The sequence below is a fragment of the Chroococcidiopsis thermalis PCC 7203 genome (genome assembly GCF_000317125.1).
GTDB classification, from domain to species: Bacteria; Cyanobacteriota; Cyanobacteriia; order Cyanobacteriales; family Chroococcidiopsidaceae; genus Chroococcidiopsis; species Chroococcidiopsis thermalis.
This window is the reverse complement of the sequence record NC_019695.1, coordinates 3,810,971-3,833,620: the sequence shown is the minus strand read 5'-3', so window position 1 is coordinate 3,833,620 and position 22,650 is coordinate 3,810,971. Positions and strand designations below refer to the sequence as shown.

General features: G+C 44.0%; 23 protein-coding genes. 13 read left to right on the top strand and 10 right to left on the bottom strand.

The window, feature by feature from the left end; translation table 11 throughout:
- Nucleotides 1–4 precede the first annotated feature (4 nt).
- The gene (locus CHRO_RS16855; RefSeq protein WP_015155442.1) at nt 5–589 is read left to right on the top strand and encodes a Uma2 family endonuclease; all 585 of its coding nucleotides are present in this window, start codon (nt 5–7) and stop codon (nt 587–589) included.
- Between the two features lie 274 nt (nt 590–863).
- Here the strand turns inward: CHRO_RS16855 and CHRO_RS16850 are convergent, their stop codons facing one another.
- A complete protein-coding gene (locus tag CHRO_RS16850; RefSeq protein WP_015155441.1) occupies nt 864–2,612 on the bottom strand; it encodes a DUF3352 domain-containing protein in 1,749 nt (582 codons plus the stop codon).
- A 77-nt stretch (nt 2,613–2,689) separates the two neighbouring features.
- Between CHRO_RS16850 and CHRO_RS16845 the strand changes: the two genes are divergently transcribed.
- Both CHRO_RS16845 and hrcA read left to right on the top strand, forming a co-directional pair.
- Entirely contained in the window at nt 2,690–3,034 is a 345-nt protein-coding gene (locus CHRO_RS16845; RefSeq protein WP_015155440.1) for a rhodanese-like domain-containing protein, read from the top strand.
- A gap of 518 nt (nt 3,035–3,552) precedes the next feature.
- Nucleotides 3,553–4,641 carry a heat-inducible transcriptional repressor HrcA gene (hrcA, locus tag CHRO_RS16840; protein ID WP_015155439.1) on the top strand — a complete coding sequence of 363 codons (1,089 nt, stop codon included), beginning with the start codon at nt 3,553–3,555 and terminating at the stop codon, nt 4,639–4,641.
- A 129-nt stretch (nt 4,642–4,770) separates the two neighbouring features.
- Here hrcA and CHRO_RS16835 read toward each other — a convergent pair whose 3' ends face one another.
- A complete protein-coding gene (locus CHRO_RS16835) occupies nt 4,771–5,004 on the bottom strand; it encodes a hypothetical protein (RefSeq protein WP_015155438.1) in 234 nt (77 codons plus the stop codon).
- Nucleotides 5,005–5,261: 257 nt separating this feature from the next.
- On the opposite strand from CHRO_RS16835, the gene CHRO_RS16830 reads away from it, so the two are divergent.
- The gene (locus tag CHRO_RS16830) at nt 5,262–6,557 is read left to right on the top strand and encodes a bifunctional folylpolyglutamate synthase/dihydrofolate synthase (protein WP_015155437.1); all 1,296 of its coding nucleotides are present in this window, start codon (nt 5,262–5,264) and stop codon (nt 6,555–6,557) included.
- Nucleotides 6,558–6,590: 33 nt separating this feature from the next.
- On the opposite strand, the gene CHRO_RS16825 is transcribed toward CHRO_RS16830, so the two are convergent.
- The gene (locus tag CHRO_RS16825) at nt 6,591–7,913 is read right to left on the bottom strand and encodes an ABC transporter substrate-binding protein (protein WP_015155436.1); all 1,323 of its coding nucleotides are present in this window, start codon (nt 7,911–7,913) and stop codon (nt 6,591–6,593) included.
- A gap of 128 nt (nt 7,914–8,041) precedes the next feature.
- Here CHRO_RS16825 and pilM point away from each other — a divergent pair, with 128 nt between their 5' ends.
- The 6 genes from pilM (at nt 8,042) to CHRO_RS16795 (ending at nt 16,250) form a co-directional block, all read left to right on the top strand.
- Nucleotides 8,042–9,166 carry a type IV pilus assembly protein PilM gene (pilM, locus tag CHRO_RS16820; RefSeq protein WP_015155435.1) on the top strand — a complete coding sequence of 375 codons (1,125 nt, stop codon included), beginning with the start codon at nt 8,042–8,044 and terminating at the stop codon, nt 9,164–9,166.
- Nucleotides 9,159–9,950, top strand: a complete 792-nt coding sequence (locus CHRO_RS16815; RefSeq protein WP_015155434.1) for a PilN domain-containing protein — start codon at nt 9,159–9,161, stop codon at nt 9,948–9,950. Before pilM ends, CHRO_RS16815 begins: the two co-directional genes overlap by 8 nt.
- Entirely contained in the window at nt 9,947–10,696 is a 750-nt protein-coding gene (locus CHRO_RS16810) for a hypothetical protein (protein WP_015155433.1), read from the top strand. Before CHRO_RS16815 ends, CHRO_RS16810 begins: the two co-directional genes overlap by 4 nt.
- 829 nt (nt 10,697–11,525) lie before the next feature.
- Nucleotides 11,526–13,709 carry a type IV pilus secretin family protein gene (locus CHRO_RS16805; protein ID WP_015155432.1) on the top strand — a complete coding sequence of 728 codons (2,184 nt, stop codon included), beginning with the start codon at nt 11,526–11,528 and terminating at the stop codon, nt 13,707–13,709.
- Between the two features lie 555 nt (nt 13,710–14,264).
- Nucleotides 14,265–14,768, top strand: coding sequence for a hypothetical protein (locus CHRO_RS16800; RefSeq protein ID WP_015155431.1), 504 nt, complete (start codon nt 14,265–14,267; stop codon nt 14,766–14,768).
- Nucleotides 14,769–14,963: 195 nt separating this feature from the next.
- Nucleotides 14,964–16,250 carry an aminopeptidase P N-terminal domain-containing protein gene (locus CHRO_RS16795; protein WP_015155430.1) on the top strand — a complete coding sequence of 429 codons (1,287 nt, stop codon included), beginning with the start codon at nt 14,964–14,966 and terminating at the stop codon, nt 16,248–16,250.
- On the opposite strand, the gene CHRO_RS34415 is transcribed toward CHRO_RS16795, so the two are convergent.
- Nucleotides 16,227–16,352: a hypothetical protein gene (locus CHRO_RS34415; RefSeq protein ID WP_281168579.1), complete on the bottom strand. Its 126-nt coding sequence runs from the start codon at nt 16,350–16,352 to the stop codon at nt 16,227–16,229. The genes CHRO_RS16795 and CHRO_RS34415 overlap by 24 nt on opposite strands.
- On the opposite strand from CHRO_RS34415, the gene pyrR reads away from it, so the two are divergent.
- Complete coding sequence (gene pyrR, locus CHRO_RS16790; protein ID WP_015155429.1) at nt 16,353–16,889, top strand: bifunctional pyr operon transcriptional regulator/uracil phosphoribosyltransferase PyrR; 537 nt, start codon at nt 16,353–16,355, stop codon at nt 16,887–16,889.
- Between the two features lie 10 nt (nt 16,890–16,899).
- Here the strand turns inward: pyrR and CHRO_RS16785 are convergent, their stop codons facing one another.
- The gene (locus CHRO_RS16785) at nt 16,900–17,466 is read right to left on the bottom strand and encodes a hypothetical protein (protein WP_015155428.1); all 567 of its coding nucleotides are present in this window, start codon (nt 17,464–17,466) and stop codon (nt 16,900–16,902) included.
- Between the two features lie 208 nt (nt 17,467–17,674).
- Between CHRO_RS16785 and CHRO_RS16780 the strand changes: the two genes are divergently transcribed.
- Complete coding sequence (locus CHRO_RS16780; protein WP_015155427.1) at nt 17,675–18,637, top strand: DUF6263 family protein; 963 nt, start codon at nt 17,675–17,677, stop codon at nt 18,635–18,637.
- A 44-nt stretch (nt 18,638–18,681) separates the two neighbouring features.
- On the opposite strand, the gene CHRO_RS16775 is transcribed toward CHRO_RS16780, so the two are convergent.
- The 5 genes from CHRO_RS16775 to rplU form a co-directional block, all read right to left on the bottom strand.
- Nucleotides 18,682–19,656, bottom strand: coding sequence for an XdhC family protein (locus tag CHRO_RS16775; RefSeq protein ID WP_015155426.1), 975 nt, complete (start codon nt 19,654–19,656; stop codon nt 18,682–18,684).
- A gap of 2 nt (nt 19,657–19,658) precedes the next feature.
- Complete coding sequence (locus CHRO_RS16770; RefSeq protein ID WP_015155425.1) at nt 19,659–19,985, bottom strand: type II toxin-antitoxin system PemK/MazF family toxin; 327 nt, start codon at nt 19,983–19,985, stop codon at nt 19,659–19,661.
- Entirely contained in the window at nt 19,979–20,239 is a 261-nt protein-coding gene (locus tag CHRO_RS16765; RefSeq protein WP_015155424.1) for an AbrB/MazE/SpoVT family DNA-binding domain-containing protein, read from the bottom strand. The genes CHRO_RS16770 and CHRO_RS16765 overlap by 7 nt, the downstream gene beginning before the upstream one ends.
- Before the next feature lie 352 nt (nt 20,240–20,591).
- Nucleotides 20,592–20,879, bottom strand: a complete 288-nt coding sequence (rpmA, locus tag CHRO_RS16760) for a 50S ribosomal protein L27 (protein WP_015155423.1) — start codon at nt 20,877–20,879, stop codon at nt 20,592–20,594.
- A 96-nt stretch (nt 20,880–20,975) separates the two neighbouring features.
- The gene (rplU, locus tag CHRO_RS16755; protein WP_015155422.1) at nt 20,976–21,383 is read right to left on the bottom strand and encodes a 50S ribosomal protein L21; all 408 of its coding nucleotides are present in this window, start codon (nt 21,381–21,383) and stop codon (nt 20,976–20,978) included.
- Between the two features lie 291 nt (nt 21,384–21,674).
- Here rplU and CHRO_RS16750 point away from each other — a divergent pair, with 291 nt between their 5' ends.
- Nucleotides 21,675–22,547, top strand: coding sequence for an SDR family oxidoreductase (locus tag CHRO_RS16750; RefSeq protein ID WP_015155421.1), 873 nt, complete (start codon nt 21,675–21,677; stop codon nt 22,545–22,547).
- Nucleotides 22,548–22,650: the final 103 nt, after the last annotated feature.

Below are 22,650 nucleotides of genomic sequence, written 5' to 3'. Positions count from 1 at the left end.
GCTTATGGTTGCTAGTCCACAATTACAATGGATGTCGCCGCAAGAGTATTTAGAATGGGAACCCATGCAACAACTACGCCACGAGTATATCGAGGGTGAAGTTTTTGCCATGACTGGGGGAACAAAACCCCATAATCGTATTGCTGGAAATCTTTATACTGCTTTAGATAGCCATCTGGCTCAAAGCAGTTGCGAAGTGTACATTTCAGATGTGAAAGTACAAGTTACTACTGCTAATAGTTATTGTTATCCCGATGTTATCGTTACCTACGATCTGAGAGATCGGGAATCTAATTCAATCGTTCAACATCCTTGCCTAATTGTCGAAGTTCTTTCCCCTTCTACAGAAGCATACGATCGCGGTGGTAAGTTTGCTCGATATCGTCAGTTGGAAACTTTGCAGGAATATGTTTTAATCGATTCCGAACAAATTGGTGTAGAGTGTTTTCGGCGCAACGAACAAGGTTTGTGGGTGCTTTATCCTTACGCGACAGAAGATACGATAACTTTGACAAGTGTAGGGTTATCTTTACCTGTAACTGCACTTTATCGCCAAGTCAAATTTGATGCTAAGGAAGGAGAAAATTAAATCGCGATCGCATTTTGCTCTTTCATCTTTTCCGACAGATATATTCAGCCATAGTTGGTGAAAGATAGTTTGATTCAAATTCAAATCCAACCCGAGCCAGCATTCCTTCTATAATCCAAGTAAAAGTGCTGTATTCTTCCCGAACGTGCGTTTCAAAATCATCCGCGAGATCTTCACAATCAACCCCAAGTTGTTGTAAGTCATTGTAGTGCTAAGTAGGAATCTGCATAGTTCTTTTGCCTCAGTAATTCCTTGCTGCAAACAAGATAAGACATTAATTCGAGCCTAAGCGCAAAACAATACTACCCTGAAGCACGTCGGTGCGATCGCCATAACTACTTACAGTAATCGATTGTGTTTTGTCAAAAAATGGTTTTGCTGCCACTTCTAATAGTTTGACTAAAGGTAATTGACGTTCTAAAATTTCTCGACTTCTAGGTAAATCCAAATATAGATAACCCTGATTCGGCTGAGGAATAGCTTTTATGGCAGATTGGAACTGAGAACTCTTCAATAAAGAATCGGTTTCTGCTGCTTTTAAAGCTGCATCCATTGCTGCAACTGAAGACGTGAAAATTTCGTATTTATCTATGGTAGTATAAACACCTTGAACTTTAGCTTTAAGAGTGAGTAACGAGCGATCGCCTAACTCGGATGGACTAGATGGAACTGTATTTAACTGCGTCCAAGCATAGATTTTTTGCTCTCCAGAAAATAGAGGTGTAATACTTAAACCTCTATTTTCAGCAATTGCATTAAAGCGCTCGATCGCTAAATCTGTTCCTTCAGACTTCTCGGCAACAAAAATCCAATCAGCACTCGTACTAGCATCTTTTTGGGGTAGCATTCCTAAAGCATATTCCCCTTGCACCCAGCTAAAAATATCTTGCGAGATATTTATACCCCAGCTATCTTGTAATTTAGCTAAAGGTTGAGCGATTAAGCGCGAAATTGCATCATTACTAGAACCAGATAAGACAGTTGTAATTTGTCTCCACAACTGATTTAAGTTGGTATTTTGTAAATAGCTTAAATCTAAACCCGCGATCGCTAAATTGGTTGTAGTAGGTAAATATTGTAATGCTTGCACGGGTTCAGATAGCATCTTGCCAGTGGGAGCGAGTTCTATCTGATTAGCAGCAGCAATTGAAATTTCTGCGACAATTCCTTGTGGATTTAATTTTAAGCCAATAATTTGACTATCATAAATTTGCTCTTGCGGTTCTTTCCCCAACAAAGTTGTCACTTGAGGCAAATTGAGGAAAATTATGCCAATTCGCTCAGTCGGTAATAAACTTAATGCGTGTTGATATTGAGCAGAATCATTCAAACTCAGATCGGGTGCTTGGACGTTATTAATTGCTTCTCGCAATACTTTAGGATGATTGGCAAATAAAATAAAGCGATCGCCCACTGCTGCGCCGACAAGAGAGATTCGTTCTTGTAGGGGCGCACGGCTGTGCGCCCCTGCATTTACCCGATCGCGATCGGAGAAAATATTAACACCTTGATAAGTTTCTGAAACTAAATCTCTACCCGCGATCGCTCGTTGGGAAAATAATAATTGTAAAAATTCTCTACTTTTAGCTGGATTTCTGCTAGTTAATACCATTAAATATCCTGGCTGATTGCCATTTGTCGCATCGCGATCGATATCTGGACTCGTCAAAGCCAAAGTAACTTCTTCCCCCAACCAAGGTTGAATATCTTGGCGATAGTCGAGACTGCTACTAGCTAGTAAACTAGACTTAAAGCGTTCTAGTTCCTGACGCGACTGCCTGCGATCGCTCGGACGCGCTGCCAACTGCCGCAAAGACTCTAGTTTTTCTGGATTGACTAGCAAAGATACCATTGCAGGTGCTTGCTTAGGCACAAATATCGCTGCTTCTGGTGTATTTGTCGTACCACCTCGTAGTAAGCTGAGAGGACTTTGGCTATTAATCCAATAAAAACCGCCAACGCCAATTAGTAGCAGCACCACCACAACAGTTGCTATGGCAGAAAAAAATAAGCTTCGCTTCATGATAATTTACAACTGTCTTGCTAATCGTCATCGGTCACTGGTCACTGGTCACTGTCCCTAACCCACAGCCCCTCATTATGAATCCTTTTAGCCAAATTAGTGTAGAAGAACTGGCTCAGATGTTAAGTTCTGATGCTAGAGAGCAACTGCAATTGATCGACGTGCGCGAACCGGATGAAGTCGCGATCGCTCGTATTGATGGGTTTGAAGTTCTGCCCTTGAGTCAATTTGCTGATTGGGCTGATTCTATCCCCGCACGCTTCGATCCTCAAGCAGAAACCGTAGTTATGTGCCACCACGGTATTCGTTCGGCTCAAATGTGCCAGTGGTTGAGCCGTCAAGGTTTTACAAATCTTAGAAATTTAGCAGGGGGAATTGATGCTTACTCCACTGCGATCGATCCATCTGTTCCTAGATACTAGGATAGTTATCAGGGAGCGCACGAGCAGTGAGCAGAGGAGCAACAACTGTCTTCACGCAGTGTAGCGTAGCGTTTACTACCAACCATCAACCGTCAAACCCTTCACTACTCACTGTTTCCCGTTCCCCATTCCAATCGCTTTCAGTAATAATTGCTACCAAACAGTTTTTAATTTTAAGCAAAAGTACAGTCTATATTAGATTTAGGGTTGCCGAAGTTACACAGAGTATAGCTCCGGTCGAATTTGTCTAGGTAGAAGTTTTAACTCTGCCGGATATAGGTCATAAGATTTAACATGTATATATTGACAGACAGTAAGTTTTATGTAGACTCAGGGTATATTTCTTGAGAAATAGCTAAAACCGTGCAGGAGTTGAGGCACAATCGAAATATAACTTTGTATTTATTTAACACGGTCTATCTTTTTTGCTATCTTGAATAACTAAAAATTAAAAAAATCTAGAGATTACATTTACATTTCTTAAATTCGCTTCTCATCTCACTATTCTCATTTCACCTATGCAAGTGCAGCTAAACGATCGCCAACAGCATATACTTTGGGCAACGGTACGACATTACATCGCCACTGCCGAACCCGTGGGTTCCAAAGCTTTATTGGAAGAATATAACCTCGGCGTGAGTTCTGCAACCATTCGTAACGCGATGGGAGTGCTAGAAAAAGCTGGTTTACTTTATCAACCTCACACCTCGGCGGGAAGAATTCCATCTGACTCTGGCTATCGAATTTATGTCGATCGCCTCATAACTCCTTCCGATGTCTGGGGACGACAGGTAGAACAGCTACTCCAAGAGCAATTAAAGTGGGAAGATTGGAGCTTGGAAGCTTTATTAAGAGGCGCAGCGCAGATTTTAGCCAAGGTGAGTGGGTGCATTACTTTAATTACCATGCCTAGCGCTAATATGGCACGGTTACGCCACATTCAACTGATTCAAATTGAGTCAGGGCGGATAATGTTGATTGTGGTAACCGATACTTATGAAACCCAATCAGTCTTGTTAGATTTGCCGACTTCAGAAGCGGAAACAGTCTTAGAATCAGAACCAGAAGTTATAGAAAGAGAGCTACAAATACTCTCCAACTTCCTCAATAGCCAACTGCGCGGGCGATCGCTGTATGAATTAGCATCACTTGACTGGAATCAATTAGACCGCGAATTTCAACAATATGGCGATCGCTTAAAAACTGTATTTGCGGATATTTGTCGGCGAACTCAGCCACTCCCGGCTAGCACGCAAATTGCCATCCGAGGCGTATCCGAAGTTTTGCGTCAGCCTGAATTTGCCGAGTTACAGCAAGTTCAAACGATTCTACATCTATTAGAAGAAGAACAGCAGCAGCTACTACCTTTTATTTTTGAAGAACCGGAATTAGATTCTAACTCCAGGCGGCGAGTCACAATTCGCATCGGATCAGAAAATACGCTCGAACCTATTCGTGGTTGTACCCTAATTTCATCCACCTATCGCCGCGGTACAGTTCCCGTTGGTAGTGTAGGAGTCTTAGGACCAACTCGTTTAGATTACGAAACTGCGATCGCCATAGTCGAAGCTGCTGCTGATTATCTATCTGATGCATTAAGCAACTAGCGAAGTCAGTAGGGGCGAGTTTAGCAAAGAGATTGACAACCTGAGTTATAAATTTTTGGTCAAAACCCGCCCTTACATAAGTGTTTTACACGCACCTTTTTGACCAATGACCAATGACCAATGACTATTCTACATCTTGCCTTTTTGCATCACTTCTTGTAAATGTTGCCGGATCTCTTGCGCTTGCTGTTTATCTTGTTCGCGTAATTTTTGGAACAACTCTACACAAGGTTGAGAATCCATTGACTGAGCGTCATTGATGTATGTTTCATATGCTTTGACAGCTTCAGCCTTATGATGTAACGCTGTGAGCAAATCATATTCTAAATTGCTCATTGCTCTTTCACTTCCAGTAGCAGTCATAGATTTACCCTCCGAAATTCAAAATCGTAACTAATAACCACCTTACTTACCCAAATAGGAACTGCATCTGTCAAAAAGTGGATGCACGAGGAGTGAGGAGTGAGGAGTGAGGAGTGAGGGGACAAGGGGACAAGGGGGACAAGGGGGAAACTCGCTCTTCCCCACGACCGAAGGGAGTGGGGATTAGGGGGCGAAGGGGGACAAGGGGGACAAGGGAGAATGGCTGCAATTAACCAATGACAAATGACCATTGACCAATGACCGACAAAAACATTGACTCTATCCTGAAACCATATCAGCGCTTCGGCGTACATCTTGGTTTAGAACGAATTCAAAAACTGCTGGCTAATTTGGGCAATCCTCAGCAGCAAGTTCCAGTCATTCACGTAGCGGGGACAAACGGCAAAGGATCTGTCTGCGCTTACCTGTCTGCCGTACTTAAAGAAGCAGGTTACCGAGTTGGGCGCTATACTTCTCCTCATTTGGTAGATTGGACGGAACGCATTTGTCTAGACGAACAACCGATCGCACCAGAAACCCTACAGCAAATATTGCTACAAGTCCAGCAAGCAATTCCGCCAGACGAGGAAACCCCAACTCAATTTGAAATTATTACTGCTGCGGCTTGGTTGTACTTTGCCCAAGTTCAGGTAGATATCGCAGTCATAGAAGTTGGTTTAGGGGGAAGATTAGATGCTACCAACGTTTGCGATCGCCCCTTAGTCACGGTGATTACTTCCATCAGTCGCGAACACTGGCAGCAGCTAGGACCAACCGTAGCAGATATTGCCCGAGAAAAAGCAGGAATTCTCAAGCCCAACTGTCCCGCAGTCATCGGACAATTACCCCCAGAAGCAGAAACCGTCGTGCGATCGCGGATCGAAGAACTTGGATGTCCCGCTGTCTTTCCCCTACCCTCGCGTCAAATTGAACCAGGTTGGGCAGAATTTCGGAATTCGGAATTCGGAATTCGGAATTCGGAATTGAAGATGCACCAACAACCAACAACCAACGACATCAAATATCCTCTACCTCTGTTAGGAGACATCCAGTTGATGAATTCCGCTTTGGCAATTGCAGCTTTACGAATTTTGCAGCAACAAGGGTGGAAAATTTCGGCTGAGGCGATCGCAAATGGGATGGGAAAAGCAAAATGGTTGGGGCGTTTGCAATGGACGACTTGGCAAGGACGTAAACTCTTGATTGATGGGGCGCACAATCCAGCAGCGGCGCAAGCTTTACGTCAATATGTCGATACCCTCGAACAGCCTGTTTGTTGGGTGATGGGGATGCTATCTACCAAAGACCACGCAGATATTTTACGCGCCCTATTGCGCCCCAAGGATGAGTTACATCTCGTCCCTGTTCCAGATCATAGTACTGCCGATCCTGAGACACTAGCAAAGCTAGCCCGTGAATGTCCCCAACTAGCTACGTGTCACACCTACTCAGATCTCTTCGCTGGATTAGAAGCCGCGACAAAATCATCAAATTTAATGATTCTCTGTGGTTCGTTGTATTTGGTTGGATATTTTTTACGCATTGCTGGGTAGGGGCGCACATCTGTGCGCCACTACATAGAACCGTTATTTTCCAGCCTTAGCATCCCATTCTTTCGCAGCATCGGCGATCGCCACATCGACTGTTTTTTCTCCCAGCATGGCGGCTTGGAGGTTTTCGTAAATGGCGCGTTTGAGGACGTTGATATTCTCCATTGCGGGAATTAGCACCTCTGCTTGTTTTAACTGGCTAGCACTCACCACCCGCGCCCGATCCATTTCAGATTTATCCCCTGTAGGCACGGATTTGAAATAGCTATCAGCCAAGGCGGGAATTGTTGAAGGGAGGACGTTGGCGGCTTTGGCAAAGGCGAGTTGATTATCGCTGTTGGTCACAAATAAAGCAAATTTTATCGCTGCGTCGGGGCGATCGCTATCTTTAGGAATCACTAAATTCATCACGGCAACATTCTTTTTACCTGTGGTTCCGGTAATTTCTGGTGCAACAGCAGAAACTTTGGCAATTTCTGGGGCATTAGTTGAAATTGTTTTGAGAAATTCTGCTCCCGTCCCTAATAAAGCTGTTTCTCCTGCTTGATACATCTCAATTCCGTGGCGATGCCCTTGGGTTAAAGATTCTTGAGGTAAGAGTTCTTGTTTATACAAATCTACCCAGTACTGAAAAGCAGCTTTGCCTGCGGCTGTATTAAATGCTGCTTTGCCTTGGTCATCTACCAACGTTACCCCCATCTGAACAAAAGATTGCAGCACTTCCGATGAATCTTCTGGGACAAACGTGGCAAAAAAGGCGTACTTGCCCGTCTTTTCTTTAACTTGCTTCGCCACCTGCGCTAATTCCGCATAAGTTGCTGGCGGCTTGGCAACACCTGCTTGTTTGAGTAAATCGCTGTTATAAATCGTAACTCGCGTGGTGAGATACCAGGGAATGCCGAAACTTTTGCCGTCGAGCGTACTTGCTTGCCAAATGTTAGGTAAATAAGTGGAACGTACCTCGGGCGAAATTTTATTATCCAATGTCAGCCAAGCATTGCGACCAGCTAACACAGAAGCAAAATCTGGATTTAAGTTAACGACATCTGGAGCTGTTTTTGCTGCGACAGATGTTAAAATTTTGCTCTCCATTGCCGACCAAGGCACGTCTACCCAGTTGACTTTCATCCCAGGATTTTCTTTTTCAAAAGCTTGAATCTTCTGGTTGAAAAAATCGGTGAATTCCGGTTGCAACTGCATCGTCCAAAACTCAATTTCTTGGCTGTTAGAGTTAGATTGAGGTGCTTGAGTAGCGACGTTCCCACTACCGCAACTGACTACCCAACTCAGAACAAAACCTAATAAGGTAAGAATTATTAACTTCGATGGTTGTAATCTATTTACAAGTCTTTTGGTCATTGACATTTTTAAGATCGTATGTATTCATTGAACAAGCTTGGTGATTCTAGGTTAAATTGAGTAGCTGTAATGAGTATCAAGTCTTTCAGCTAGACTAATTCTTTACTTCATAGACAAGTAGTAAAACAGTGATTGACCGTCTCAAAAGTTTACTGACAAAGCGTGGATGTGGAGTTGGCATTGAACTAGCTCCTGAACGAATTAATATAGCTCAACTGAAAAAGCAGCGACAGGGTTACAAACTGACAGCTTTTTCCTCCACCCCGGTTCCAGAAGGGCTGTTTCAAGATGGTCAAATTGCTGACCCTCCAGCCCTGGCAGAATTAATTCAAAAGGCACTAACTGACACTAAAATCAAAGCCCAATGGGTAGCGACAGCCGTGCCTGGGCGAGAGTCAATCGTGCGGCTAATTCCCTTGCCAGCAGAGCTAAATGACCAAGAACTAAGGGAAATGGTACTGAATCATGAAGCTGGTTTGTACTTACCCTACCCGCGCGAAGAAGCTGATGTTGACTATCAAAAGCTAGGCTACTTCGTCGATGAAGATGGAATTGAGAAGGTACAAGTATTGCTGGTGGCGACTCGCAAGCAAGTTACAGACACCTATATGGATACCTTCCAATATGCAGGGTTAAAAGTTAATGTCATAGAAATTAACAGTTTTGCTTTAATTCGCACGATTCGGGAGCAATTACGGGCATATAACTCGAATGAAGGCGTAGCGCTGGTCGATGTTCAATTTGATAATACAGAAATTGCCATTATTGTTGATGGAGTGCCGCAATTTTCCCGTACTATTCCGATTGGGACGTATCAAATGCAGAGCGCTCTCCTGCGATCGATGAATTTACCTGCATCTAGGGATACTCAAATGTTGGAGTCATTCAATCTACCACTGACTAGTGGAGATGATGATGACGAACCAGAAGATATGCCAGATGTAGATTCTGGCACTTTGGCAGTGATGCGGGTTTTAGCCGAATTAGCAGACGAATTGCGTCGCTCGATTGATTTTTACCTCAGTCAAAGTGAGAATTTGGAAATGGTACAGGTTCTTTTGTGCGGACCTGGCGGTGGTTTGGGCAACTTGAGTGAATTTTTCCAACAAAAGTTAAACATTCCCACAGCGCCAATCGATCCAGTAGCAGCACTGTCTTTAGATGTAGACGAGGAGAAAATTACTCCAATGCAAAGACCGGGATTGGGAACGGCGATCGGTTTAGGACTCAGAGGTGCATGGGGCAATGTATAGTTTAGATGTCAATTTTCTCAAAGACCGCGCCCCCCAGAAGTCAGGGTTTGCGACTGGTGGAAGCAAAACGCGGATGTCAGCGGTCGGTCAAACACCTCTATTTGTCGGAGCGGCTGTAGCGGCGGTGATTCCAGTGGTGGTTGGGGCTTGGTGGTTGTTGTTACAAACGCAAAACACCCAGATGGAAAACAAACTAGCGGCGTTAGACGCAGAGTTAAACCGCTTGGGCTTGCAAGAAGAAGAATTGAAAAAAATTCAGGCTGAAACTAGCACATTGCAAACGGATACGAAAGCATTAGCTACTGTTTTCAATCAAATTCGCCCTTGGTCGGCAATGTTACAAGACTTGCGCGATCGCATTCCCAGAGCAGTGCAAATTGAATCGATCAAGCAAATTCCGGCGATCGCCTCATCTGGCGCAGCGCCACCGCCTGCGGCAGCGGGTAATGCAGCTCCACCACCATCTGCAAACCCAGCGGGTGGAATTGAAATTACTGGCAAAGCGCGATCGTTTAGCGACGTGAACGATTTCCTATTAACTCTGAAACAGTCAGCATTCTTCCAAGCGACTGACACGCGAATTATTTCAGCAGAACTAGCCGAGGCTGCGGCATCGAATGAAAAATCAGCCGTAAAACCACCGTCACTTGTGAGATATACAATTCAATCTAACTTAAGTAATGTCCCAGCCGCCGATCTGCTCCAAGAGTTAGAGCGTAAAGGGACATTAGGACTGGTGACTCGGATTCGCACCCTGCAACAAAAAGGAGTCATTCAACCATGACTATTAGTGAAGAATTTATTTCTGTAGAAGAAGATTTTGAGGCTGCACCGTCCTATCCTACTGTTTTTGGCGTGACTCTAACTCCAACGATTAGCGGCGCGCTGCTAGCAGTTGTTGGTCTTGGTTTGGGGGGTTACTTGTTTACTTCGTTCGTCACGCCAGCAATGCAAAAGCATGACGAGCTAACAGCAAAACAAAATGAAAAGCAAAACTTGGTGCAGCAAAAATCCGCTAGCATGGCGCAGAAGCAGCAAGTAGAAACAGAATTAACGAAAGCGAAACAGCAAAAAGCAGATGTTTTAACTTTATTTGCTAATGAAAGTACGCTCGATACGCTACTAATCGATTTAAATCGACTCGTACAGTCGGTTAATGGCAAGCAAAACGCTACTGCTAAATTGAAAAAATTTACTCCCGCCAATCAATCAGCCGAAACGATTTCAGATGGTTCGCTTGGCTCTGATGTCAACGGCAAACTCAAACGTCGAATAGTTGATATTAATATCTCTGGAACATTTGACCAAACTCAAGAGATTTTCCGAAGTATTGAACGATTGCAACCATTATTAATCGTGAGAGACTATCAATCGACAATGGTAGCTGCTACCGATAAGGATGGAAAACGTGCTGGCGGTGCGCCAAATATCGATACTTCCTTTAAATTACAGGCACTGATTCCCGTATCTCCAGAGGAAGCAGCAGCAGCGGCAGCGGCAGCGGCTAAGGCAGCCGAAGCAAAGAAATAAATTCGGAATTTGGAATTAAATAGCGGTCAGTTTGTAGGGGCGTGTTTATCAAAAATCGCTGAATTTAACTGAAGACATTGATAAACCCGCCCTTATAGATGTTGCAATCAAGTCGTCAAAGTGAGTAGGGTGGGCAACAATACTTTTCGGTTAAGAAAAGATCCCCCCTAACCCCCCTTTTTAAGGGGGGAACTTAAGCCCCTTTTTAAGGGGGTTGGGGGATCTTCCAAGATCTTTGCATCACTAATCGAGATGTAGGGGTGGGCGTTGCCCACCAAAGCTAAATCATCTATTATTCATGAATGATTTAGGCTTGCTATATAATTTTGAATTGTTAATAGGGGTGGATTTTCTAGTGAAATCTCGTATAAATTCGAGACACGCTACTAAATCCGTCCCATACAAGTATGGCGATCGCTATGTGGCATTGGAGCTAAAATATGAGGTTGCGATCGCAATCTAATTATCTAATTTTGTAGATATCATTATGTAACAAAATTACCGTATATTTACTGAGATTAGAGATAATACCAAGATGAAGTCAAAGATTTATAAGTAAAAATTCGCTTGGGAAAAATGCCGAAATAAAGTTAGCTTGCTTGTGGAGTTTTTCAGGTGAAATTATCTCCTTAATTCAGCAAACAGTTATCAAGTGCATAGTCAGGAATTTATCCTACAAAAGCGCTTTCCAGTTCTTAAAAAATAGTTCTTTCATCTAAGGAATGAAATCATAACTGATAACTGATAACTGTTATAACTCATTCTATTTCTGTAAATTGTCAGGCGAATTTGCGTTTATTCGCTTTCAAATTTAAGGCGATCGCCTGCAATGCGCGTAGAATACCTAAACTTTACTCAAAGTAGAAACAGAACTGTGAAACAGCTTCAAGGTAGTAACATACTATTTATCGGGGTAGCAGTCGCACTCGTTGCAGCGCCGCCAGTATGGGCAAAACCTGCAAAGGTAACAGCAGTCAAGCTAGATCCAACAAATAACGGCTTAAATGTGGTTTTGGAGACCTCCACCACGGCTCGTCCCCAAGTCTTAACCAGCCAGCAGGGTAAAACTCTAGTTGCAGATATTAGTAACGCTCAGTTGAACTTACCCGAAGGACAAGATTTCCGTCAAACCAAGCCAGCTTCAGGCATTGATTCAGTAGTTGTTACCCGACTCGACTCTAATAGCATCCGGCTGATGGTCACTGGTACTACCAATGCTCCCAGCGGTCAAATGCAACGTAATGGTCAAGGTGTAACGTTTAGCGTTAGCTCTACGCCAGAAAGAATTGCCCAAGCAAATCCCGCTCCAACATCTAGTACGACATTTAAACCAGGGCAATCGGTAACAGTTCAAAAACCCCTTTTTCCCAATCCAGAAATTACGGTTGACGGAAAGCCAGTACCACCCTCACCAATGCGCGGAAATCAAGCCGAACCGCCATTCTTGCCTAGAGCGGTTGCCCCACCCGTGGGAGATATGGCAATTTCCAACACCGATGCTTCTCCAGCTCTGATCGATCTTGGCAGCCAAGAACGAGTACCGCGCCTAGTCTTGCGGGATGCTCCCGTGCGCGAAGTCCTCTCCTTACTCGCCCGTGCTGCTGGTCTCAACTTAGCTTACACGACAGCCACACCTCAAGGACAACAAGGTCAACCAGCTCCGACTGCGCCTGGAGCAGGGGGGGCTGAGGGACCCAGAGTCACTCTCGATATTCAAGACGAGTCCGTACAAGATGTTTTCAATCACGTACTGCGGATTACAGGCTTGCAAGCCAATCGGGAAGGACGCACGATTTTTGTCGGTCCCAGACTGCCTAATGATGCTCGTAATCTAGTCACGCGCAGCTACAGGCTAAATCAAGTCACGGTAGGCGTAGCACTTAACTTTTTAGTCGCGATGGGTGCAGAAAGTGCCGTTAGTCGCGAACGCACGATCACCAGCGTTCAAGCCGTACCTGTAGGTGGCGGACAAGCTCCCGCAACCCAAACCCAAACGAGTACAGAGACGCGGATTGAAACCCAACGGATCGATTTTCAAGATTCTACACCCCTACTACGGGGATTAGAGGTCGTCGGTGACGAGCGGACGAACTCCGTTACGCTGATTGGTTCTCCCAAGCAAGTTCAGGTGGCTAGCGCTCAATTGATCCAACTCGACTCTCGCCGTCGTCAGGTTGCAATTAACGTCAAGATTGCTGATATTAACCTCTTAGCAACTGAGGACATTAATACTAGCTTTTCGTTTGGGCTGGGTGACACTTTCTTTCAAAACAGTCGCGGTATTGGTGGAATCATCAACTTTGGTGTGAGAAACCCCGCATCTGGAACTAGCTTCAATGGGTCTCCTCCAGGGTTTGCCAGACAATTTCTATCTCGTTTGCAAGCTCAAATTACAAGTGGCAATGCTAAGGTTTTGACCGATCCTACTCTGATCGTTCAAGAGGGACAGCAAGCCGCTGTCAACCTAACTCAAGAAGTGGTGGGTAATGTCACTAGAACCATTAGTCAGGGTACGGGTGGTCTCGGTCAAGATACCACGACAATTCAAAAAGAGCGAGTTGGTTTGACCGTTGGAATTAAGATCGAACGGGTTGATGACAATGGTTTTGTTGCCCTATCTGTAGCTCCTACAGTCAGAGCAGTACAAGATCAATATGAAGATCCAACTGGTAATTTGATTGCTTTAATTAACGAGCGATCGCTAACTTCTGGTCTAATTCGTCTCCGAGACAATCAAACATTAATCTTGTCAGGTATCATTCAAGAGTCAGACCGAACCAGCGTCGATAAGGTTCCCATTCTGGGAGATATTCCAATTCTTGGCGCATTGTTTAGAAGCACTAATAAACAGAATCAGCGTCAAGAAGTCATCGTGTTGTTGACTCCTCAAATTATTGACGATTCAGAGCGATCGTCATCTATGGGATATAACTATAATCCCAGTCCTGATGCGCGTCAAATGCTAGAACGCAGCCAAAATCGTAAAGTTCAAACGCCCAATAGTAATCGATAGATTGCCAAAGGTTTACCATTTTTTTCAGACTCCGGCATGGAAGATCCCCCCAACCCCCCTTAAAAAGGGGGTAATGAAATCAGCGTTAGTGTAGCGATCGCTGAAAATTATGCTAAGTTAAATTTCCTGTAGGATGCGAAATTTCGCATCTTTTTTATTATTTTTTATAACTATCGTCGATCGCTATTTTCAGCGACCGCTTCTCTCTAAAGTCTGACACATACATTTTGTAAGTGGCTCTATAGAAAGATGTCATCTCTATTTATATTTGTTCAGCTAGATAATATCTAAATAAATTAGGAAAACAATATGAGAATCTTTTTTTGGACAACTCTGTCCTTTGTAATTGTAGGTGCAATTATGCTACTTCTCCAACCTATTATTGACTTTCACTAGCACATTCTCTCTTAAAAAACCTTCCCAATCCCTACAAAAATCTAAGGCAACCCTTTGCGCCTTTGCACGCCAGTTGCTCAACGGGGGGCGACGAAGTCCGCGATAGCGCCACCCCCGCAACGCACTGGCTAGTCTTTGCGTGACATTTTCTTTAAAACCATGAATTATCTAGTAGCAGTCTTACCAAACCGCATCCAAGCAGAAGCAGCCTATACAGCACTTGAAAAAGAAGGACTACCCAAAGCTCAAATTAACATCTTAGGTCAAGGCTACAAAAGTGCAGACGAATTCGGTTTCATCAACCCCAACGAACAAGCCCGTAAAGGAGCAAGTAGACTCGTAACCTGGCTCGTACCCTTTGGCTTTGCCGCAGGCTATCTCTTCAACTTACTCACGGGTATTGAAATTATCCCTGCAATAGGCGCGATCGGCAACCATCTAATTGCAGGTGTCTTAGGCGCAGTTTCCGGCGGATTAGGCGCGTATTTCGTCGGTGGAGGCGTAGGTTTATCTGTAGGTAGTGGCGACGCATTACCATATCGCAACCGCCTGAACGCAGGCAAGTATCTAATTGTCATAGAAGGTACAGAAGAACTAACCCGACAAGCAACACGGATACTGCGATCGTTTGAACCAGAAAACATTCAGGGATATGCTGGCTAGTAAGTCAAAAGTCAAAAGTTAAAAGTCAAAAATTTTAGGGGCGGGTTCACCAGAAATACTGGTCAGAGTCAAAGACAATTGGTAAACCCGCCCGTATAGAAGTCAGAAGTCAGAAGTCACTGGTCACTGCTCCCTGATAACTGAAAATAGCTGTTCCATCTACAATACTGATAAAAGCCTACAGATCGAGCAGCTATGCAAGCAGAGTACAGCCAGCGTCGCGAACAGTTGATGGCTAAGATTGGCAACGGCACGGCAATTTTTCGCAGTGCGCCAATGGCAGTCATGCATAACGATGTAGAATATAACTTTCGCCAAGATAGCGACTTCTTTTATTTGACAGGGTTTGACGAACCAGAAGCCGTGGCTGTCTTAGCACCTCACCACACCGAACATCGCTTTATTTTATTTGTCCGCCCCAAAGAAAGAGAAAAAGAAGTCTGGACGGGCTATCGTTGCGGCGTAGAAGGGGCAAAAGAAATCTATGGGGCAGACGAAGCTTATCCGATTACCGAACTTGATGAAAAGCTGCCGCAGTATTTAGAAAAAGCAGACAAAATCTATTATCGTCTGGGACGCGATCGCAATTTCAACGAAAAAGTCCTGCACCACTGGCAGCGTCTCATGGCAACTTATCCCAAACGCGGTACGGGACCAATCGCCATTGAAGATGCTGGCGTAATTTTACACAGCATGAGACTAGTAAAAAGTCAAGCAGAATTAGAATTGATGCGACAAGCTGCTGCTATTTCTGTTGAGGCACACAATTACGCCCAAGAAATCGCCAGTCCAGGACGTTACGAGTACGAAATTCAAGCGGAAATGGAACGCATCTTTCGCTTGCGGGGTGGGACGGGTGTAGCCTACCCTTCAATTGTGGCTTCGGGAGACAATGCTTGCATCCTGCACTACATCGAAAATACGCGCCAGATGCAGGATGGCGACTTACTATTAATTGATGCAGCCTGCGCCTACGGTTATTACAACTCCGATATTACCCGTACCTTTCCCGTGAATGGCAAGTTTACAGGCGAGCAGAAAGCACTGTACGACATTGTACTAGAAGCGCAAAAACAAGCGATCGCCCAAGTTCAACCAGGCAATCCCTACAGCGCTTTTCACGATACCGCCGTCCGCGTCCTCACCGAAGGTCTAGTCGAACTCGGCATCCTGCAAGGGCAAATCGACGATTTAATCAAAGAAGAGAAATACAAACCCTTCTACATGCACCGTACCGGACATTGGCTAGGGTTAGACGTTCACGATGTCGGTGTTTATCAACACGGTGACTCCCCCCAAATTTTACAACCAGGACAAGTACTGACAGTAGAACCAGGACTTTACATTGTACCGCAGACTCAACCCGCCGAAGGACAACCCGCGATCGATCCGCGCTGGGAAGGAATCGGCATTCGGATTGAAGATGATGTCCTCGTCACCGAAACCGGACACGAAATCTTAACCGCAGGAGTACCCAAATAACAGTGACCAGTGACCAGTGACCAGTGGTAATTGGTGGTTGCTTCCTTGTCCCCCTTGTTCCCCCTTGTCCCCCTTGTCTCCCTTGTCCCCCTTGTCCCCCATATGTCTCCAAAAGTCGTTGAGATACTCTCCGCCGATGAACTCCGGCGAACAGTTAACCGCCTTGCTTCCCAAATTGTGGAAAGATGTCGCGACCTTTCCCAGTTGGTGATTTTAGGCATCCACACTAAAGGCGTTCCCTTGGCGCAAATCTTAGCCAGCCAAATTGAAATGCTAGAAGGTGTTTCTGTTCATGTGGGGGCGTTAGATATTACTTTCTATCGGGACGATTTAGATAAAATTGGTGTACGAACACCAGCTAAGAGTGACATTCCGCTAGATCTAACTGGCAAAATAGTCTTATTAGTAGATGATGTCATTTACAAAGGGCGGACGATCCGCGCCGCCCTCAATGCTGTGAACGAGTATGGTAGACCAGAATCGATTTGGTTAGCGGTACTTGTCGATCGCGGTCATCGAGAATTGCCAATTCATCCAGATTTTATCGGCAAACAGCTACCTACGGCAAAAGACGAACAAGTCAAGGTATTTTTGCAAGATTTGGATGGCAGAGATGCGGTAGAGTTAATTGGAAATTAGACCAATAGCATTACCAACGGCTGGAAGTGACTTCAGCCTGGACGCGACAGCGAACGAGATATTCAAAATGATATAGGTAAGCGGCGATAATAGTCCGCCCGATAACTGGTGCTGAAAATAAATGTTTTGGATCGTCCCAAGCAGACAACATTAATAAGTATTTAATTACAGAATTTTCTGAAGAATCGTAGGGACATATTGCAATAATAATTGCTATAGCCAAGATTGTAGATACTGCGATCGCTAACCAAGCAAATAGCCCTTCCCACCAACTCATTAAACCAGGAAAAAAGCTATCGCTTTCCTCTGTTGTAGCAGATTGAGTATCGGGGAAAAAGCGGTCTAATAAGAGGTGGAGCCAATGATGAATGAAGGCAATAATCAGAATTGGTGCAAGCAAAGATAAAACGGATAAACACCAACTCATTTTAGTCGATAAATGTTCTCCAATAAATCGAATCAAGGGAATGCTAGTTTGTTTAATAATTAGCGTGACCACTCCCATTAACAGTGTTAGTAGAATGGCACTCATCCAAGCACCTGTAGCGGGAAACCAAGTAATAGAGTTCTTTTTCATAAATAGAAAACCATAGATACGCAAACGGTAATTATTTCGATAATCCGTGCGATCGCGCTAAATTTGCTTCCGTGAGAATACCAGATATTTAAATCTGTATTTTCACTGTTGGAAATATATCTTCATAAAGCATATGTTTTTGTAGAGAGTGGTGCTTGGTGCGTGACACACGATCGCCAATTACTAATTATCAATTACCCAAAAACATATGAAAAAACTATTGTTATACAGTTCTATTTGTTGTCTAGTTACTGCTTCGGGATTAACGGTAAATGCAGAAACCCTATCCCTAGTTAAGCAACAAGCAAAAACTCAAATAGCAGCTGCTACGGCACAGCCTCAAGTCGAACTATTAGAAGTAGGAAATGAACCACGGCAAGAACTACGCTTTCGTCCCCAGGCAAATGCAAAACAAACATCTACTATGACCTTACAAATGGATACAGATGTATCTATGGCAGGTCAAACAATGCCGAAAGTCGATCTACCACCGATAACAGTTGCTATAGATACAGTAGTAACAAAAGTCGAACCTAACGGTAACATTCACTTTAAATCGTCTTACTCTAATGTAGATGTGATGAATTCTAGCAGCTTGCCACCGCAGGTATTGGAAGCAATGCGATCGCAAATGAAAAAGATGGTTGGCACGAGTGGATCTTTCATAATTGATAATCGGGGACAAATTCAAACAGCTAAATTTGCGTCATCTCAGAAGTCAGATGCAAACTTAAAACAATTCTCAGAGCAGATGTCAACTTCTTTCGACCAAATGTCTTCACCTTTACCTCAAGAAGCTATTGGTATTGGAGCCAAATGGCGCGTCACAACTACACCTTCTCTTTTGGGAATGAGCGTTCAGCAAACAATAACATATGAGTTAGTTAATCTAAAAGATAATATAGCAACTTTAAATATATGGTTTGAGCAGCACGCTAACCCACAAAAATTAACTCTACCAGGGATACCAAATGGAGCTACTGTAACTCTAAAATCGCTTGAATCCAAAGGTGATGGGCGATTGATGATGCAACTAGATCGCCCTTTTCCGTTGCGTGCTAATCTGATTGCGAACTCTAAAAATGAAATGAGTATTCAGCAGGCTGGTAAGGCAGGCGAAGCAATTAGAAACGGCAAATTTTACATGAGACTTAATCTGATGTCGAAGTAACACTATCTGATAATGAAGGCGCTAAATTTAGCATCAGGCGAATTCTATTCGCCCAAGCTTAGCTGCGATAAAGAACGACCCGTACCACCTCGACGCACTAAAATTAATTCAGCGCAGATACTTACAGCAATTTCTTCTGGTGTCAGCGCCCCAATATCTAAACCTATTGGTGCATAGAGCGATCGCAATTTATTTGCAGCCATACCCTCTGTTTCTAACGCTTGAATCACCTGACGTACCCGTTTTTCACTGCCGATCGTACCAATATATTTACACTCAGGATTTCGAGCTAACAAAACTTTTAAAGCTGCTAAATCGTACTGAAAACCCCGCGTTACCAGTGCTGCATAAAGTTGTGTATGAGTTGATAGTTGTGCTACAACTGAGGCGATCGCTTGGTTATAAATCGCTGTTGCTTGGGGATAGCGTTCTCTATTTGCCCACTGGGGGCGATCGTCTTGAATAATAACTTGAAATCCAATTGTATGAGCGACTTTTGCTAATTGTTCTCCTACGTGTCCCGCTCCGACAATTAATAAAGTTGGTGGCGGTTGTAGAGTTTCAATAAAAGCTTCTTCGGTGGCAATTAAAGTATTTTCTGATAATAAATATGGCGATTTGTCAAGGGTAAAAGGAGTGACGAGAGTAGCTGTCTGCCCCGACTGGAGTAAATCGAGAATTCGATCGACAAGGGCGATCGCCTCTTTACCAGACCACCTTTCCAACCATATCTGCATGACTCCACCGCAAATTCCTTGAGTTTGCCGTTGGGGTGCGCCAGTCAGATCGATCTCTACCAATTGCTTTTCGCCTGTTTCCAGCACTATCATGGCTTGGCGAATGACTTTTGCCTCTCCCGCACCCCCACCGATGGTATTGTAGGTACGACCGTCAGCACAGATAATCATCTTGGCTCCTACTTCTCTGGGAACCGAGCCTTGAATGGCGATCGCGGTTGCTATTACGACTGCTCCTTTTTCTAATGCTTGAGCGAGTTGCTGGTAGCAATTGATAGTCATTTTTACTCTGCAAACATTTCGGCGAGGATATCCAAAACAGCTTTTTGTTCGTTGGAATTGATTTGACCGAGTTTTTTGACCAATCGAGTTTTATCAACAGTGCGAATTTGGTCTAAAACGATCTGCCCATCTTTACCTTGAAACTGGCAAGCGATCCTTGTAGGATACGGCTGACCTTTTGTTGTCATCGGCGCAACGATAACAGTGGCAATGTACTGATTCATTTCATTTGGTGAGACGATGACGCACGGTCTTGTTTTTTGAATTTCACTACCAACTGTGGGAGGATGGAGGTTAATCAGAAACACATCAAAACGCTTAACTACCATTTCCACTCAGTCCGATCCCACTCTGTTATATTGACATCATCAAGTAAAACATCATCTTTTTGTTCTGCCATTGCAGCAAATGCTTTATCCCAGCCGATACGCGATCGCGATGCTGCACGCACAATTAAGCACTCGTCTTGAACTTCAATCTCTACTTCTGTATCAATACCACTTTGCTCCAATAGTGGTTTAGGAATGCGGATGCCTTGAGAATTACCAATTCTGACAATGCGAGTTCTGATACCCGTACCCATAATTTTGAGTATGCTTATATTGTAATTACATTGTAAACACCAAAAAGTAGGCAGTCAACCCCTCCCTTGGAATTCGCGCATTATGAATTCAAAATTCACGCATTACGGTCGCGTTTGAGCTTGTAGACGCTACTGACCGAAAACCACGCTCAATCGTAGATGGCTGTTCTCGACTGTACTCTCTTAAATTTTGAATTTTGAATTTTGAATTTTGAATTGTTTTGGTCAACTTGAGCTGAAACACATTGCTACTAAATAAGGCTACTGCACGTAGCCAGTAGCCTTAATAACTCTTAGTCCGCTTGGCAGACTTTGCCTGTGTAGAAGCGAATTCGATTCGCCCCTAATATTTCTACGCCGTAGCTGCTGCGGGTTCAGCCGCAGTTGCAGGAGCATATACGCTCACCTTCTTGCGGCTTTTACCCTTTCTTTCAAATGTCACCACGCCATCAATCAGGGCAAACAATGTATCATCGCTACCGATGCCAACATTGTTACCAGGGTGAAACTTCGTTCCCCGTTGCCGTACCAAAATATTACCTGCCCGCACGACTTGACCGCCGAAACGCTTAACACCTAACCGTTGAGCATTAGAGTCGCGACCGTTGCGAGTACTACCTGTTCCTTTCTTATGAGCCATTGTGTCCTCTGCGCTATTTTTTCTATCTCTACTTCATTATTGCGAGCCAAGCGCGATCTACCCAAGATTTAAGAATGTAGCGATCGCGCCCTCATTCTATTCTGATGCAGTTTCCTCTGTGGTTTCAGCAGGTGCTTGACTAGCTGAAGTCTCAGTCGTAGCCGCTGCTTGAGCTGTCAACTTGGAACCATTAAGGTTAATCGAGTCAATCATCAGTCTGGTGATTTCTTGCCGATGTCCCCGCTTTTTGCGCGTCTTTTTCTTGGGTTTCATCTTGTACACCAAGACTTTACGTCCCCGCAGGTGGCGCACCACCGTTCCTTCTACGGTTGCTCCGTTAATTAACGGTTGCCCGACGGTAACATTGCCATCGTGCTGCACCAACAAAACTTTTTCAATGGTCACTGTTGCATCAGGTTCGGCTGCCAGGAGTTCGATATCATAAAAACGCCCTGGTTCTACCCTCAGCTGCTTACCACCGGTTTCAATAATTGCGTAGGTCATGAGATTATAATGATTGTGCCGTACAGGTAGCTGATTGCTCAGATTTGAGAACAGTTCAGCTTTTGTTTTCGGTCTACCTGATCCGAGCCAGAATTAGACAGACAATCTCTAATTATATGTTTAGATAGTCGTGATAGTCAATAAAATTGCTCATCTGATAACAACTTAACATCCATACGTCCTACTGAAATATCCAACCGATTCGGCTCTTTTCGTGAGTAGCGCAGATTTTCGATCTCCCAACCCCCTGAAAAAAGGGGTAACATCCGCTAGTTATCATAAAGCGATCGCATGAAAAAACTTTTAGTTACTGGCGCAAGTGGTTTTTTAGGTTGGCATTTATGTCAGTTGGCAAAACAGCAATGGGATGTATATAGTACGTACTTTTCCCATGAAATAGAAATTCCAGGCGTGACGATGCTTAAAATCGATTTACGGGATTTTCAAGCACTCAAGCATCTGTTTCAACAAATTCAACCTTCAGCTACAATCCATACTGCGGCGCAATCAAGTCCCAATTATTGCCAAACTCATGCAGAAGAGTCATACGCGATCAATGTTACGACTTCTTTAAATATTGCTGGATTGTGTGCAGATTTTGGCATCCCCTTTATTTTTACTTCTACTGACTTAGTTTTTGACGGTTTAAATGCGCCTTATCGGGAAACAGATCCGGTATCTCCTGTGAATGCTTATGGAGAACAAAAAGTTCAAGCTGAAGAGGGAATTTTAGCACGCTATCCTCTAGCAACAATTTGCCGAATGCCTTTAATGTTTGGTATGGCAACGCCAACAGCTACTAGTTTTATACAGCCTTTTATGCAAACTCTAAAAGATGGAAAAGAATTAGCATTATTTACAGATGAATTTCGTACTCCTGCTAGCGGTACGACGGCGGCTAAAGGGTTGTTGATGGTGTTAGAGAAGCAGGTTCAAGGTATGATTCATTTAGGTGGAAAAGAGCGGTTATCGCGTTATGATTTTGGTCGGTTATTGGTAGAGGTATTTCAACTTCCTGCAACTAGGTTAAAATCGTGTCGTCAGCAAGATGTAAAAATGGCTGCGCCTCGCCCTGCTGATGTTTCTTTAGATAGTTCTAAGGCTTTTCATTTGGGATATCAGCCGCTTTCTGTAAGAGAAGAACTAGAGATGTTGCGAGGGTAAGTTTGTTCCGTTTGCGATCGCACCAGCTTGTTATTTATCTTCTATAAGCAATCCTATTTGATTCATGAACGTGGAGCAGGCTAGAAGCCTACTTTACAAATCA